Annotated in this window: 13 protein-coding genes; 3 read left to right on the plus strand and 10 right to left on the minus strand. The window is 57.6% G+C overall.

Going from position 1 to position 13601, the window contains the following annotated elements; genetic code table 11:
• The first annotated feature begins 1 nt into the window (after position 1).
• The gene (locus DSL70_RS00235) at positions 2-1135 is read left to right on the plus strand and encodes a M20 family metallopeptidase (protein ID WP_119306542.1); all 1134 of its coding nucleotides are present in this window, start codon (positions 2-4) and stop codon (positions 1133-1135) included.
• Positions 1136-1265: 130 nt separating this feature from the next.
• On the opposite strand, the gene DSL70_RS00240 is transcribed toward DSL70_RS00235, so the two are convergent.
• A complete protein-coding gene (locus tag DSL70_RS00240) occupies positions 1266-1574 on the minus strand; it encodes a hypothetical protein (protein ID WP_162916257.1) in 309 nt (102 codons plus the stop codon).
• 346 nt (positions 1575-1920) lie between these two features.
• Between DSL70_RS00240 and DSL70_RS22700 the strand changes: the two genes are divergently transcribed.
• Together DSL70_RS22700 and DSL70_RS00250 are read left to right on the plus strand one after the other, a co-directional pair.
• A complete protein-coding gene (locus tag DSL70_RS22700; RefSeq protein ID WP_280955326.1) occupies positions 1921-2055 on the plus strand; it encodes a hypothetical protein in 135 nt (44 codons plus the stop codon).
• Between the two features lie 482 nt (positions 2056-2537).
• Positions 2538-4658, plus strand: coding sequence for a putative bifunctional diguanylate cyclase/phosphodiesterase (locus tag DSL70_RS00250; RefSeq protein WP_119305897.1), 2121 nt, complete (start codon positions 2538-2540; stop codon positions 4656-4658).
• Between the two features lie 138 nt (positions 4659-4796).
• Here DSL70_RS00250 and DSL70_RS00255 read toward each other — a convergent pair whose 3' ends face one another.
• The 9 genes from DSL70_RS00255 to DSL70_RS00295 form a co-directional block, all read right to left on the minus strand.
• Positions 4797-5963, minus strand: a complete 1167-nt coding sequence (locus DSL70_RS00255) for a M20 aminoacylase family protein (protein WP_119305898.1) — start codon at positions 5961-5963, stop codon at positions 4797-4799.
• Between the two features lie 18 nt (positions 5964-5981).
• Entirely contained in the window at positions 5982-6443 is a 462-nt protein-coding gene (locus tag DSL70_RS00260) for an L-2-amino-thiazoline-4-carboxylic acid hydrolase (RefSeq protein WP_119305899.1), read from the minus strand.
• 12 nt (positions 6444-6455) lie between these two features.
• A complete protein-coding gene (locus DSL70_RS00265) occupies positions 6456-7766 on the minus strand; it encodes an NAD(P)/FAD-dependent oxidoreductase (RefSeq protein ID WP_119305900.1) in 1311 nt (436 codons plus the stop codon).
• 145 nt (positions 7767-7911) lie between these two features.
• Positions 7912-8628, minus strand: coding sequence for an ABC transporter ATP-binding protein (locus DSL70_RS00270; protein ID WP_119305901.1), 717 nt, complete (start codon positions 8626-8628; stop codon positions 7912-7914).
• Positions 8628-9383, minus strand: coding sequence for an ABC transporter ATP-binding protein (locus DSL70_RS00275; protein WP_119305902.1), 756 nt, complete (start codon positions 9381-9383; stop codon positions 8628-8630). Before DSL70_RS00275 ends, DSL70_RS00270 begins: the two co-directional genes overlap by 1 nt.
• Positions 9380-10378, minus strand: a complete 999-nt coding sequence (locus DSL70_RS00280; RefSeq protein ID WP_119305903.1) for a branched-chain amino acid ABC transporter permease — start codon at positions 10376-10378, stop codon at positions 9380-9382. The genes DSL70_RS00275 and DSL70_RS00280 overlap by 4 nt, the downstream gene beginning before the upstream one ends.
• Positions 10371-11285 carry a branched-chain amino acid ABC transporter permease gene (locus DSL70_RS00285; protein WP_119305904.1) on the minus strand — a complete coding sequence of 305 codons (915 nt, stop codon included), beginning with the start codon at positions 11283-11285 and terminating at the stop codon, positions 10371-10373. Before DSL70_RS00285 ends, DSL70_RS00280 begins: the two co-directional genes overlap by 8 nt.
• A 68-nt stretch (positions 11286-11353) precedes the next feature.
• Positions 11354-12466, minus strand: coding sequence for an ABC transporter substrate-binding protein (locus DSL70_RS00290; protein WP_119305905.1), 1113 nt, complete (start codon positions 12464-12466; stop codon positions 11354-11356).
• Positions 12467-12632: 166 nt separating this feature from the next.
• Entirely contained in the window at positions 12633-13145 is a 513-nt protein-coding gene (locus tag DSL70_RS00295; protein WP_119305906.1) for an L-2-amino-thiazoline-4-carboxylic acid hydrolase, read from the minus strand.
• Between the last annotated feature and the right edge of the window lie 456 nt (positions 13146-13601).

Below are 13601 nucleotides of genomic sequence, written 5' to 3' on the forward strand. Positions count from 1 at the left end.
GATGAACCCTGCTGAGCTGGACCTTGAAGACTTTCTCAAAGATCTCGAATTTCTGGTCAATATCGATAGTGGCAGTGCGGACCTTGATGGCGTCAGTGCCGTGGCCGCCTTTTTCGAAGAGGAATTCACCAAGCTCGGCTGGCAGGTCATCCGGCGCGACGTCGGCTCCAACGTTGGCCCGTGCCTTGAAATCCTGAGCCCTGGCAACAGGAACGACCACGACATCCTGCTACTCGGCCACATGGATACCGTCTTTCCGAAGGGAACCGCTGCCGAGCGACCATTTCATATCGAAGGCAATCGGGCCTATGGCCCCGGTGTCATGGACATGAAATCAGGCGATCTCTTTGCCCTCTATCTGGCTCGGCTGTTTCACCGGACGGGAGAGGCCACGCCGTCCATCTGCCTTGCTCTCAACAGTCACGAGGAAATCGGCTCCGAACAGTCCCGCGGCTGGATTGAGGATCTGGCCCGGCGCAGTCACCATGCCTTCATTCTCGAACCGGGCCGCGCCAATGGCGATCTGGTCTTCGAACGCAAGGGCACCGGTCGCTATTGCCTCAATTTTCATGGCAAGGCAGCCCATTCCGGAGTTGATCCGCAGAACGGAGCGAGCGCCATCAATGAGCTTGCCCACTGGGTGACCGAACTGCACAAGCTGACGGATTTCGAGACCGGCCTGACGCTCAATGTCGGTCTCATCTCGGGCGGGACATCGGTCAATGCCATTGCAGAATCCGCCGAGGCCGAGGTTGATCTGCGCTTCGTCTCGCAAGATCAGGCCGAGCTGGTCGAGGTCCGCATCCGCGAAATGGCCCAGCATCCGTTTACCCCGAATGTCACCGTCTCCGTGACCGGCGGCGTTTCCCGCCCGCCGATGAATGCCTCCGATGACGCGCTGGTACTCTGTCGCAAGGTCGATGCCATCGCTGCGGAGCTGGGCGTCAGGATCGGCTGGCAGAAAACCGGTGGTGGATCCGATGGCAACTTCACCGCCGATGTCGGCATCCCGACCATTGACGGCATGGGGCCGGTAGGTGGTCGGGCACACAGCCGGGAGGAATATCTCGAGGTTGACAGCATCTGCGAACGCTTCGCCCTGCTTGCAGGCATCGTGCGGGCCCTGAAGGCCTGACGGTCGGGCTTCACACGGATCCCCCCTTGCTCTTAGCCCCTCACTTTGGCAGAAACAGCAGACCGTACCTGATCTTCGCTGGCGGCCTTGTCCATTTGCCTGAAAGGCGGCTCATTCGCCCACAAGCATGTCAGAAAAGCGGTTTGGGCGGCTTGCGACAGGGGCCGAGGATCAGCGGCGCTGTCTGGACAGTATAGCGGTCGCCGGGCAAAAGATTGCCGGTGTAGCGGATTTCCATGCCCTCATAGGGCGACAGATCCACGGTTCTGCCGTGGGCCCGGACCTTGATATGATATCCCCTTTGGCTGATGAATTTGCCTTGCAGCACGCAGCCCTCGATCACGCGCTTGACCGGTGCCGAGGCTTTGGTTGCTTCTATCGGCAGGCACAGACCGGCGCCTGTTGCCAGCAGGACTGCAATCAACGACAATCTGGACACAGTTTCCCCCTCCCCGCATCAGAAATTCCCCCCAAATCTTGCCGAAAAACGGTTCGGATTGCCATCATCTCTTTGCATGAATGTGTTGGAATTTAACGCGCATAGCTAATTGCAAGTCCAATGCAAAATCGCATATCTCAATTAAAGTATTGAAATTATGTCATATTTTTGAAAATTTAGACCTCAAGATCCCTGCACCATTGCGCATACCGGGACGCTAAATGCCTCGACATGCACTAAGCGCATGACTGTCTTGAGGTATCAGTTCTTTTCAGATAGCTCAGAGAGGAGCATAGTCAGGGCATAAGAAAGAAACAAACAAGCCAGACAGTTGAAAGGAAATAAAATGAACTTCTTTAACCGCGCATTCGAAAAAGTTGTATCTGCTCGTGAAGAACAGGCTCAGCGTTTTGTAGACGAATACATCTCCGCACACGGCATTGACGCAATGCTTGGTTCGATCTCCGATCCTCGTGACTAATAGCCACGAGGCTTCTCGAAGCCAGATGAAGAAATAATACTGAAAAGTATTTGCTCATTGCTTCAGAGAAGCGTCCGGGCGGGAAGAGACAACCGCCTTCGAAAAAATTGATAAAAAGCATACAAGTGGGTTCAGCCCGCTTTTTTAGTGTCCGTATTTCTGCGCGGACAGCATCTGGTGCATGACAGCCTGCCCTTCACCTGTCACGCCCAATGGCTCGGATGAGACAGATCTCCGGCTGTGCCCCAAAACGCCGTGCGCCTTCCGATTTCTCCCCGCTACCGTCGCTCCCTGCTGCGCAATCCCCCCAACCTGACACGCAACCATTGTTCATAGTCATGAATTTTCAAAATCATGGCGTGTAACAAAGAAATATTTACATCCCGATAACGCTGTTACAAATATTTCGTCCGGATCAATGGAATAGTAAGTATTGAAAGTTATTGATATAAATCAAACCCATGTTTCCGGAACCTATCTGAATGTTGACAGTTCTGAGCTGTATCTACACCGAACATGATCTTCTGCTCGTCGCTCTCGCAGCTCTGCTTTGTATCATCGGTTCCCTTGTCACCTTGCGCCTTGTGCGCCATGCCGTCGAATCCGAGTTGGGCCACCATTTTGGCTGGTTCTTTCTGGCAGCGGTCTCAGGTGGCGGCAGTGTCTGGGCGACGCATTTTGTTGCCATGCTGGCCTACAAGCCCAAGGCGGCGGTCTCCTTTGATCCAGCTCTGACCATCCTTTCGCTGGTGATCGCTATCGCCGGACTGCTTGGCAGCTTCTGCCTTTCCGGCTTCCGGCAAAGCCCCATCCGGACTGTGATCGGCGGCGCCTTTGTCGGCCTGACCTTTGCGACCATGCATTATACCGGCATGTTTGCCTATCGCATCGTGGGGCTTCTCACCTGGGACATGGGCCTCATCTGGGCCTCGATCCTCATCTCTGTCGCCCTGTCGATGTTCTTCAGCACCCTCATCTGGAAACCGGCCATCAGAAAGTTGCGCTTTCTGTCGGCCGTCATGACCATGGTTCTGAGCATCGTCGGATTGCACTTTACCGGCATGGCCGCCTTCACGGTCACGCCGATGACCACGTCGTTTCCGGATATTGACGCCAGTGCCATGATCTCGCTGGCAATGGCCATTGCGCTTGTCACGCTGATCATACTTGGCGCTGGCCTGACCAGCCATTTCATCGATTCACGGGTGCGCTCACATTCCAGGGAGGAATTGCATCACCTGACCAGCCACGATGTCCTGACCGGCATTCCCAACCGGGAAGGTTTCAAGCGCTACGTAAACAGCGCCATTGAAAGCGCAGAGCATTATGGGGTCAAGGTCGCAATCCTTGGCATCGACCTAAACCGCTTCAAGGAAATCAACGACCGGCTGGGCCATACGGCGGGCGACTTCACGTTGCACACGCTGGCAGGCCGGATGAAAACCATTCTCCGGGAGGATGAGTTTGTTGCGCGCATTGGCGGCGATGAATTTGCAGCAGTGAAATTCTTCCGCGAAAAAAGCACCATCGCCTCCTTCGCCGAACGCCTCGCCTTCGAGATTGCCCAGCCCATCGATATCGATGGGGTCAGGAATGAGGTCGGCGCCAGCTTGGGAGCGGCAATCTGGCCAGACGACGGAGAAACCTCGAGCGAGCTGGTCAACAATGCCAATCTGGCGATGTATCACGCCAAATGCTCCTTCATGAGCAAGCTCTGCTTTTACGATGCCGAAATCGGCGCAGACATGCGCAAGAAACGCAAGATGGCAGACGACCTCCGTCGGGCGCTGGATAATGACGAGCTGCAGCTGCACTATCAGGTGCAGAAATCCATGGGGCCGGAACGGGACATCCATGGCTTCGAAGCGCTGTTGCGCTGGACCCATCCTGACCTTGGCCCCATCTCGCCTGCGGTTTTCATTCCGGTAGCGGAAGAAAACGGCCTGATCTCGGCGCTTGGCCTTTGGGTGCTGAAGCGCGCCTGTGTGGATGCAGCAAGCTGGGATCCGCCCTATCGGGTGGCGGTCAACGTTTCTGCCGTGCAATTCATGGATCCCCATCTGCCTCAATATGTCGAGGATGTACTTGCCCTGACAGGCCTCAACCCGAGCCGCCTCGAGCTGGAGCTCACGGAAACGGCCCTTGTCAAGGACACGGCCAGATCCCTCGATATCATGCTGCAGGTCAAGGCTCTTGGTGTTGGCATTGCGCTGGATGATTTCGGCACGGGCTATTCGTCCCTGGAGATTCTCCGAACCTTTCCCTTTGACAAGATCAAGCTGGACAAGAGCTTCGTTGACGACATCAACAAGGACAGGTCGTCTCTTGCCATCGTGCGAGCGGTTCTGGCACTGGGCAAAAGCCTTTCGATCCCGGTGCTGGCAGAAGGCATCGAAACCGAAGAACAGATGGCCATTCTGCGCGATGAGGGCTGCGACGAGGGTCAGGGCTATCTGCTTGGTCGGCCTTCCTCATTGGAGAGCCTGCTGGATACGGGCAGCCTCGACAAGCTGGTCGCATCGGAAAGGGCAACCACCGCCGGGACCAGACATCCGGTCACGACTGACGACGCTCTTGCCCCGCTTCTGGCAAGAGCCGGGTAGCCATCCGTGCAACTGGCGCAGCCTCCCCGGAGTATCCTCCCCCCTTTCAACAAGAAAAGGCCGACCGGAAGGGAGCCCTTCCGGCCGGCCTCATATTTCGCAGCGGGCACCTCTCCGAGATGCCTGCTTTGGCAAAGGCTAAAGCGGCAACCTGTCCCGCACCAACTGGGCCCAGTAGGAGCAGCCCCATTTGATCACCTCGTCGTTGAAATCGAACTTGGGGTGATGCAGCTGGGCCGAAGGGCCATTGCCGACATGGATCATCGCACCCGGCACGGCATTGAGCATGAAGGCGAAGTCCTCGCCGCCTAGGGTTGGCGGCATGTCGATGCGGACCGCGTCATCGCCGGAGACCGAGCGGGCAGCCTTGGCCGCATGCTCGGTTGCCTCGTCATGGTTGACCATCACCGGATAGAGACGGCGGTAGTCCAACTCCCCGACGCAATTGTTGCCTTCGGCAATCTGCGCCACGATCTTGCCAAGGCGTGCCTCGACATGGTCACGGACAGCCTCGTTGAGGGTGCGGACGGTGCCCTTGATGTTGATCTCTTCGGGGATGACGTTGTAGGTGTCGTTGCTGGTGATGCCACAAAGGGAAACCACATGGGAGTCCAACGGGTTGACGGTGCGGGCGCTCATGCCGTTGATCGCCTGGATGATGGCCGCAACCGCCGGGAACGGGTCGATGGCATTATGCGGCTGGGCCGCATGACCACCCCGACCGGTCACCTTGATGTCGAACATGTCAACGGCGGCCATGCTTGGGCCCTTGCCGGTCACGAAATGGCCAACCGGTACATCGGGAATGTTGTGCATGCCATAGACTTCATCGCAGGGCCAACGCTCGAACAGGCCGTCATCGATCATCGCCTGAGCCCCGGCGCCGCCTTCTTCGGCGGGCTGGAAGATCACCAGCACCGTGCCGTCAAAGGCACGGCTCTCGACAAGATGCCTTGCAGCACCCAGCAGCATGGTGGTGTGGCCATCATGGCCGCAGGCATGCATCTTGCCCGGAACCTTCGAGGCGTGCGGCAGGCCGGTGGCTTCGACGATCGGCAGGGCATCCATATCGGCACGCAGACCGATGGTACGGCCCGACGTATTGCTCTGGCCATGGATGACACCGACAACACCGGTCTTGCCCAGCCCCTCGACCACCTCGTCGACGCCAGCGGCGCGCAGCGCTTCGGCCACTTTCTTCGAGGTCCGTTCCAGATCGTAAAGCAGTTCGGGATTCTCGTGCAAATCCCGCCGGAAAGCGGTCAGATCTTCGATTTCACGCGAGACCCAATTATCTACGGCCATATCCTGTTCTTCCTTCTCTCACTTCATCTTGTATCTGAAATCACAATGGGAGGCGCCCTTCATGATGGTCTGGGTGCGCTCCAGTTGGATGTCCGGGTTATAGCCGACACAGAAGTCGCCGTCACGGTTGCAAGACAAAAGATGGCCAATATCACCAAGCCCCATTTCCTTATACATTTCAGCGTAGCGGCACCGGGTGACATTGAAGTCCATCTGGTCCGGCTCGGTGACCAGCGTTTCGATCTGAAGAGCGTCTTCCTTGGTCCAGTTGGGAAGGATGTCGGCAAAGTCGGACAGGGTCGGGGCGTGGTCGAGCCCTTCTGCCATGGCCTTGCCCTGCTCGATGGCCGAGCGGGAGCAGGTTTCACCGATCACGGCTTCGGCTTCGGCGCGGCCGCTGCGTTCGGTGATCACATCCAGCACATGCTTCAAGATCATTGCCTCGATGCGGCGGCGTTCCAGAATAGGGATATCGTTCATGGTCAGGTCCTGTCAGCTTTTGTATTCCCGGTGGTCCTTGAATTTATACCAGGCAAGATAGTAAGGGGCGATAGCGCGGCCGATGGCGTGGAACGGCAACGGGTGCGGCGTGGTGGTCGGCAAGGCCAGCGAAGCGAGGTCTTCGCCGTTCGTGGCGCGGGCCATCTCACGGCCAAGCGAATAACCGAGCGCGACACCACGGCCGTTGCACCCGATCCAGGTCCAGCCGTTCGGGCCAAGGCTGTGAACGCGCGGGAAGCGATCCCAGTTCATGGAGAGATAGCCTTCCCAGACATGGGTCATTTTGGGTGGCGCAAGCTGTGGGAAGCTGTCGGCCAAATTGTTTGCGGCCTTGCGGGCCATGCGGGCGGCAAGGTCGCCAAAGCCCATGATGGCGCCACCGGTGATCAGCCGGTTATCGCGGTCATAATGGAAAAAGCGCAGGTCGCCACGGGTATCGGACACGGCCTGACGACCCGGCAGGATCGTGGCGCGCAGCTCATCACTCAACGGTTCGGTCGACATCTGCCAGGAAGAAACCGGCACGATGGAATGGGCAAGACGGCGGTTGAGCTTTGGTACCACTTCGCCGGTGTAGGCGTTGGTTGCCAGGATCAGAGCCCGGGCCTTGACCGAGCCCCGGTCAGTCTTGACGACCCACTGGGTGCCATCATGAGCGTAGGATACAACCGGCGTGGCCTCATGGATGGTCGCCCCTGCCCGTTCCACGGCAAGGGCCAGACCACGGGCCAGACCAAGCGGGTTGATGTGACCACCGGACGGGGTAAGCATGCCACCATACCAATGATCCGTGCCGAGCAGTTCGGTGGTCGCCTTGCGATCGAGATAGCGGGCATCAAGGCCAAACCGCTGCCATGCCTCGACGCGCTTCTGGCTCAGCTTCGTGCGCCCCGGCGTGTGGGCCGGCTGGAACCAGCCAGTCTGTTCGGCATCGGCATGGGAGACGATGTCTTCTTCCCGAATCGCGTCAAACAGGACATTGGCGGAAGCGCCGATCATCTGGGCAAAGAGGCGCCCGGTCTCGCCATAGCGCTGCACCCACATGTCCGGTTCGGCAGCGGTAAGGGTTGGAATAACCTGACCATTGTTGCGCCCGGAAGCGCCCCAGCCGATCGCCTTGCCTTCCAGCAAAACCACCTCACGTCCGGCCTTGGCCAGATGCAGAGCGGCGCCCAGTCCGGTGAAGCCGCCGCCAATCACCACCGTATCGGTTTCAATCGCCTCGGTGAGCGGAGCGGCCTCGGTACGGGCCGGTGCGGTGACGGCCCAGATGGAGGGAGGAAATGTGACTGGATTGCTCATGTCTTTTCTTTCACTGTTTAGACTGATCAAACGGCGTCGATTATCTGTTGAATCCAAGAAGTCAGAGGGTTTGACCCCTCTGCGGAGGTGCAAGAAGAAGGAAAATCCCGGCATGGGAGACACGCCGGAATGATTGCTCAGGCCCTCAGGCCTGTTCGTGAACATGACCGCCAAGGTAGGCATCGGCGACGCGCTTGTCACTCATCAGTGCATGGGCATCGCCCTCGATGACGATCTTGCCGTGCTCGATGACATAGGCCCGGTCGGAGATGCGCAGGGCCGCCTTGACATTCTGCTCGACGAGCAGAACGGCATAGCCTTCCTCGCGGATCTTGGTAACCAGCTCGCAGATGAAGCCAACCAGACGCGGCGCAAGGCCGAGGGATGGTTCATCGAGCAACAGGACCTTTGGCTTGCGCATCAGGGCGCGGCCGATACAGAGCATCTGCTGCTCGCCCCCGGACATGGAGCCTGCCTGCTGCTTGAGGCGTTCCTTGAGCACCGGAAACAGGGTCAGCACGTGATCCAGTTCCTGCCGACCAAGCGGCCCGGCCCCGAGAATGAGATTCTCCAGCACGGTCATGGTGGAGAAGATCTGCCGCCCTTCCGGCGCCTGCATGACACCGCGATCGACGATTTCGTGGCTCTTGAGCTTGGAGATGTCCTGCCCATCGAGCAGAATCTCGCCACCGGTGGCATGATAGATGCCCGAGATGCAGCGCATCAGCGAGGTCTTGCCGACCCCGTTGGCGCCCAGAACGGAGACAATGCCCTTTTCAGGAACGCCCACGGTGATGTCATGCAGGATTTCCTGAATGCCGATCTTGAGGGACAGGTTGTTGATTTCGAGAATATTGCTCATCAGTCGTCGCCTCCCAGATAGGCTTCCAGAACGGCAGGGTCCTGACGCACCTTGGCAGGCACGTCATCGGCGATTTTCCTGCCCGAGGCAAGCACGACAAGGCGCTGGCAAATGCCCATCACCAGCCCCATGTCATGCTCGACCAGCATGATCGTGAGGCCCGTCTTGTTGAGATCGGTGATGAACTGGGCCAGCTCCGCAGTCTCGGAATCGTTCATGCCCGCGGCCGGTTCATCAAGGATCAGCAGATCCGGTTTCATGGCCAGCGCCCGCGCGATTTCGAGATATTTGCGCTTGCCGTAGGACAGGTTGGCCGCCAGATCGTCAGCGTGCTCCTTGAGGCCGACCTTTTCCAACATCTCCCAGCTGCGCTCGGAAATTTCCCTGGCCTTGGCCCGCCCTCCCCAGAGTGCGGAGAAGGGGCTGACCCCGATCATGCCCAGTGCGCCGACGGAGATATTGTCGAACACGGTCATGTTGGGGAAGACACGCAGGTTCTGGAAGGTGCGGGACATGCCCCGGTGCGCGATCTTGTGCACCGGCAGGCCCGTGATGCTCTCGCCCTTGAAGCGGACATCGCCCGAAGACGGTGGCGTGAAGCCGGAGATCAGGTTGAACAGGGTGGTCTTGCCAGCCCCGTTCGGCCCGATCAGGCCGAACAGTTCGCCTTCTGAAACCTTGGTGGAGACATCATCGACAGCCCTCAGGCCACCGAAGACGCGGGTCAGGGAATCAAGTTCAAGTATGGTCGTCATTTCCAGCCGATCCCCTTCTCAGAATTGTCTTCCGACCAGGCCGAGCCGAGAATCCTGCGCGCAAAATTGAGCGCATTGACCTCGCCGAACAGGCCCTTGGGCAGGAACAGGATCGCGCCGAACATCAGAAGGCCTACGATGATGTTGCGAATGTCGCCGAAGTAACGCAGCACTTCCGGCAGCAGGATCAGCAACAGGGCACCGATCAGCACGCCCGGCAGAGAGCCGAGCCCTCCCACAACGACCATCGTCAGGATGAGGATCGACTGGGAGAAGTTGAAGTCGTTGGGCGAAATGTAGCCGGTGGTGTAGGCCCAGAGCGCCCCGGCGATGCCTGCGAAGAAGGCAGAAATCACGAAGGCCTGGATCTTCATCACGGTGACGTTGATGCCCATGGCAGCCGTGCACTGGTCGTCTTCACGCAGTGACCGCAGGGCATTGCCATAATAGGAATGGCTGAGACGGTTGAGAATGAGGATCGAGACGGCCGCAACAACGGCAACCACATAATAGATCCCCAGTTCACTGTTGATGGCATAGCCGAACAGATCGATGCCGTCGAACAGCATCACCCCGTTGGGACCATTGGTGACGTCGACCCAGTTCTGGAAGACCAGAAACAGCATCTGGCCGATGCCAAGCGTTGCGACGGCGAAGTAGATCGACATCAGACGCATGGTTGGCAGCGCCACCAGGAAGGCGACAAAAGCAGCCCCGATGCCCGCCAGCGGCAGACCGTAGGTGAAGCCGATGCCATATTTGGAGCCGAGCAGCGCGGCCACATAGGCACCAACGCCATAAAGGGAGGCATGACCCAGATGCAACAGGCCCGCCACACCAGTGACCAGATGCAGGGAGGCGGCCAGCAGCATGAAGACGAAGGCCAGTGTGGCGATCTGGTAATAGTAGCCCTTGCCGAGGCCTTCGAGCGCGAACGGAACCACGGCGAAGACGATAACCAGCAGCAGCAGCTTGATGAACAATGGTTTAGACACGTTCCCTCCTTGCTCCGAAGAGGCCTTGCGGGAAGAAGATCAGCGTAGCGAGCAGGAAGGCATAGGCAACCATGTCAGACCATACCGATGGCATGAAGCTGGTGGAAATGCTCTCGGCAAGACCGAGGATCATGGCAGAGACGACCGCGCCCGGAATGGAGCTGAGACCACCCATGACCATGGCAACAAAGGCCTTGATGCCCGGCGTGAAGCCCATGGCGGGGAAGATGGCGCCATAATAGAGCCCGACGAGAATCCCGGCGAGTGCCCCCATGCCCGAGCCGATGATAAAGGTGAAGATGATCGTCCGGTCAGTGTTGATGCCGCAGTATTTGGCACCCAGCGCATTGTTCGATACGGCACGGATGGACATGCCGATCGGGCTTTTCTTGAGCAGCCACTGCAGACCGCCCAGCATGATCAGCGTGATGGCCAGAATGATCAGGTCGCCATTGACGATAGTGATCGGGCCGATCTCGATCGGCTTGTTGATCAGGTAGGCCAGATCAATGGACTGGAACTGCGAGCCGAAGATCAGCTCCATGGCTTCGCGGGCGATGATCGACATGGCCAGAGACGACATCAGGGTCGCTTCGCGCATGGCGCGGGATTTCAGCGAGGCCTCATCGGAGAATCTGCGGAACGGACGGAAGGCAAGGCGTTCAAGTCCGAAACCGGCAAACGCACCCGCAGCCAGAGCAATGAACAGAACCACCAGAAGCGGCGGCGCAAAAGCCGTGATGGCCATCAGACCGGCAAAGGCGCCAATCGTGTAAACCTCGCCATGGGCAAAGTTCACCACATTGAGCACACCGAAGATAAGCGTGAAGCCGATCGCCATCAGCGCATAAATCATACCCAGCGAAACGCCAATGGCGAGCTGTTGCAAAATATAAGGATCGAACACGAAGGTCCCCCTTTTCTCTTATTGCCACCCGCCCGAAGACCGAGCTCCGGGCGGGATGGGGGATTGGGTTACTTCACTTCAACGAAAACGCCATCCTTGACGGTGGCCTTGGTGAGTTCCTTGAGAGGCTCGCCATTTTCATCGAAGGAGGTGTTGCCGGTGACACCCGGGAAGTCCTTGGTCGCAGCCACGGCATCGCGCAGGCTCTGACGGGTTACATCCGGATAGGCCTTGACGACAGCAGCCAGCATGATGTTGACAGCATCATAGGCCTGCGCAGGGAACTGACCCGGCGCATTGTCGTGGGTCTTTTTCCATTCGGTCACGAATTCCGTCACATTGGCATCGGCACGGGTCGGCAGGAAGGTTGCAGTCAGCTTGAGACCTTCGGCAGCAGCACCGGCCAGCTCGATCAGCTTGTCGTTATAGGCGGCAGAGGTGGAGTAGACAGGGATACCGGCATTGAGCTGGGCAACCTGTTTGAGGAACTGGGCACCGTCTTCATAGAAGAAACCGGTGTAGATGGCTTCCGGCTTCTGTTCTTCGATCTTGGTGATGATGGAACGGAAATCAGCCAGACCACGGTTGAAGAATTCGGTGTAGACGACTTCGCCGCCCATTTCCTTGAAAGGATCGACAAAGCCCTTGACCACGGACTGACCCCAGTCGGTCTGCTCGGCAATCACGGCGACTTTCTTGATGCCCTGATCGATCATCCACTTGGCGTTCACGCCACCTTCCTGATTCTGGGTGGTGATGTTGCGGAACTGCCATTCGGAGATCTTGGCGAAATCCGGGTGGGATGCGGTCTGGGACAGCTGAACCATGCCGGAGCGCTTGTAGACCTGGGCGGCAGCCATGGAGACAGTGGAAGTGAAGTCACCGAGGACGCCGACGATTTCCTTGTCGTCAACGAACTTGCGGGCGATGGTCACGCCTTCCTTGGCGTCGGAACGAGAGTCTTCATAGATGATTTCTACCGGCACCGGAATCTGGCCGGAAGCGTTGAACTTGGCAAGAGCGATTTCTGCAGCGTCCTTGAAGTCCTGGCCGTACTGGGCGGTGTTGCCGGTAAGGGGCAGCTGGTAGCCGATCTTGATGCTATCGGCAGCCTGCGAGGCGGCGGGCAGCATAACTGAAGCGACAGTGAGTGCCAAAAGCGTTCTGCGAGAAAGTTTCATAGCGAGTGTTCCCCAATGGGTTGGTAATCGGTGTACTAAGCGCCTGAAAAGTCAGGCCGAGGGAGGTGACGCCCGTTTTAACGGGTCTGTTTCAAGTCCGGTATTCCGGATCCTGCATTTCGACGTCCGGTTTGCCGGATCTGTCTGTATTATAAAAAGATGTTCTTCAAACGGCTTCGGCTTCAGAACCAGGTTTCACGATCAGGCGGCAGCAACCGGTGTCGCCGATCTTCCAGGTTTCGCCTTCAAAGGTGAAGCCGGCCTTGGTGAACATGCCTGCGTCAATGGCTCCGGCAGCCTTGCACAGCAGCTCAAGCGCTTCGCCCTTGCGGCCAGCAGCAACCCAGTTGTCCTTCAGCGGGCATTTGTGGAATTTGATTTCCATGCCTTCATGGTCGCACTTGCGCAGTTCTGGGCCAAACAGGTGGTCGCGGCAGGGGATGCCCTGCAGGAACTGTTCGGTCAGCCCTTCGATGTTTGCAGGGCCATGGGCCTGAAGCTTTTCGCCCATCTCTTCGCCAAGGCGATAGGTCGCCGCGCTCATCAGCTCGACGGCTTTGTCATTGCCAAAATTCTCGACCAGAACATCAAACATGAACATGTAGAATTTGGCACGCATCGCGTAGGCGCCAGAAAGCTGTTCAAGGGTGATTTCCGGGGTTTTGGTCTCTTCTGTCATCGGTCTCTCCAAATATGGTCCTGAGGTTTGACACCTTCTGGCTCTGATCGTTGGTGGCCAAGTGTGGCCGGTATGACGCTCCGTTACGGGGGCAACGGAATAATCTGAAAACTGTTGCAAATGCTTGATCGGTTCTATTCCAAAATGAAAGGTGCCAATCGGTTTGCGAACCGTATGATCAAGGGCACGCCCTCTGCTTCGAACTCAATTAAGAACAATTTGCAACAACAAAATTCAACCTCTAACTCTACAGGCACCCTTCCCGCTCGCCCACACGGGTGAAAATGCCTTAAAATTAGCCCTGCTTAAAATTTACGCATACAAACCTGTAAAGCGCAATTGAAACATTGTTTTCCAAACAAACTACAGCGAATTTGCCAAACAACCGCTTCGTGACGACTTGCTACACAAATTGAATAACCATTTTATTACATGAGGATAGAGACGATATCTCAG

The sequence above is a fragment of the Cohaesibacter haloalkalitolerans genome, assembly GCF_003574655.1.
GTDB classification, from domain to species: domain Bacteria; phylum Pseudomonadota; class Alphaproteobacteria; order Rhizobiales; family Cohaesibacteraceae; genus Cohaesibacter; species Cohaesibacter haloalkalitolerans.

What these genes read in the sequence shown, in the direction of transcription:
- DSL70_RS00250 (WP_119305897.1), top strand. Translation starts at nt 2,538, where the DNA reads ATGTTGACAGTTCTGAGCTGTATCTACACCGAACATGATCTTCTGCTC.
- DSL70_RS00275 (WP_119305902.1), bottom strand. Translation starts at nt 9,383, where the DNA reads ATGACGACCATACTTGAACTTGATTCCCTGACCCGCGTCTTCGGTGGC.
- DSL70_RS00255 (WP_119305898.1), bottom strand. Translation starts at nt 5,963, where the DNA reads ATGGCCGTAGATAATTGGGTCTCGCGTGAAATCGAAGATCTGACCGCT.
- DSL70_RS00265 (WP_119305900.1), bottom strand. Translation starts at nt 7,766, where the DNA reads ATGAGCAATCCAGTCACATTTCCTCCCTCCATCTGGGCCGTCACCGCA.
- DSL70_RS22700 (WP_280955326.1), top strand. Translation starts at nt 1,921, where the DNA reads ATGAACTTCTTTAACCGCGCATTCGAAAAAGTTGTATCTGCTCGTGAA.
- DSL70_RS00295 (WP_119305906.1), bottom strand. Translation starts at nt 13,145, where the DNA reads ATGACAGAAGAGACCAAAACCCCGGAAATCACCCTTGAACAGCTTTCT.
- DSL70_RS00270 (WP_119305901.1), bottom strand. Translation starts at nt 8,628, where the DNA reads ATGAGCAATATTCTCGAAATCAACAACCTGTCCCTCAAGATCGGCATT.
- DSL70_RS00260 (WP_119305899.1), bottom strand. Translation starts at nt 6,443, where the DNA reads ATGAACGATATCCCTATTCTGGAACGCCGCCGCATCGAGGCAATGATC.
- DSL70_RS00290 (WP_119305905.1), bottom strand. Translation starts at nt 12,466, where the DNA reads ATGAAACTTTCTCGCAGAACGCTTTTGGCACTCACTGTCGCTTCAGTT.
- DSL70_RS00235 (WP_119306542.1), top strand. Translation starts at nt 2, where the DNA reads ATGAACCCTGCTGAGCTGGACCTTGAAGACTTTCTCAAAGATCTCGAA.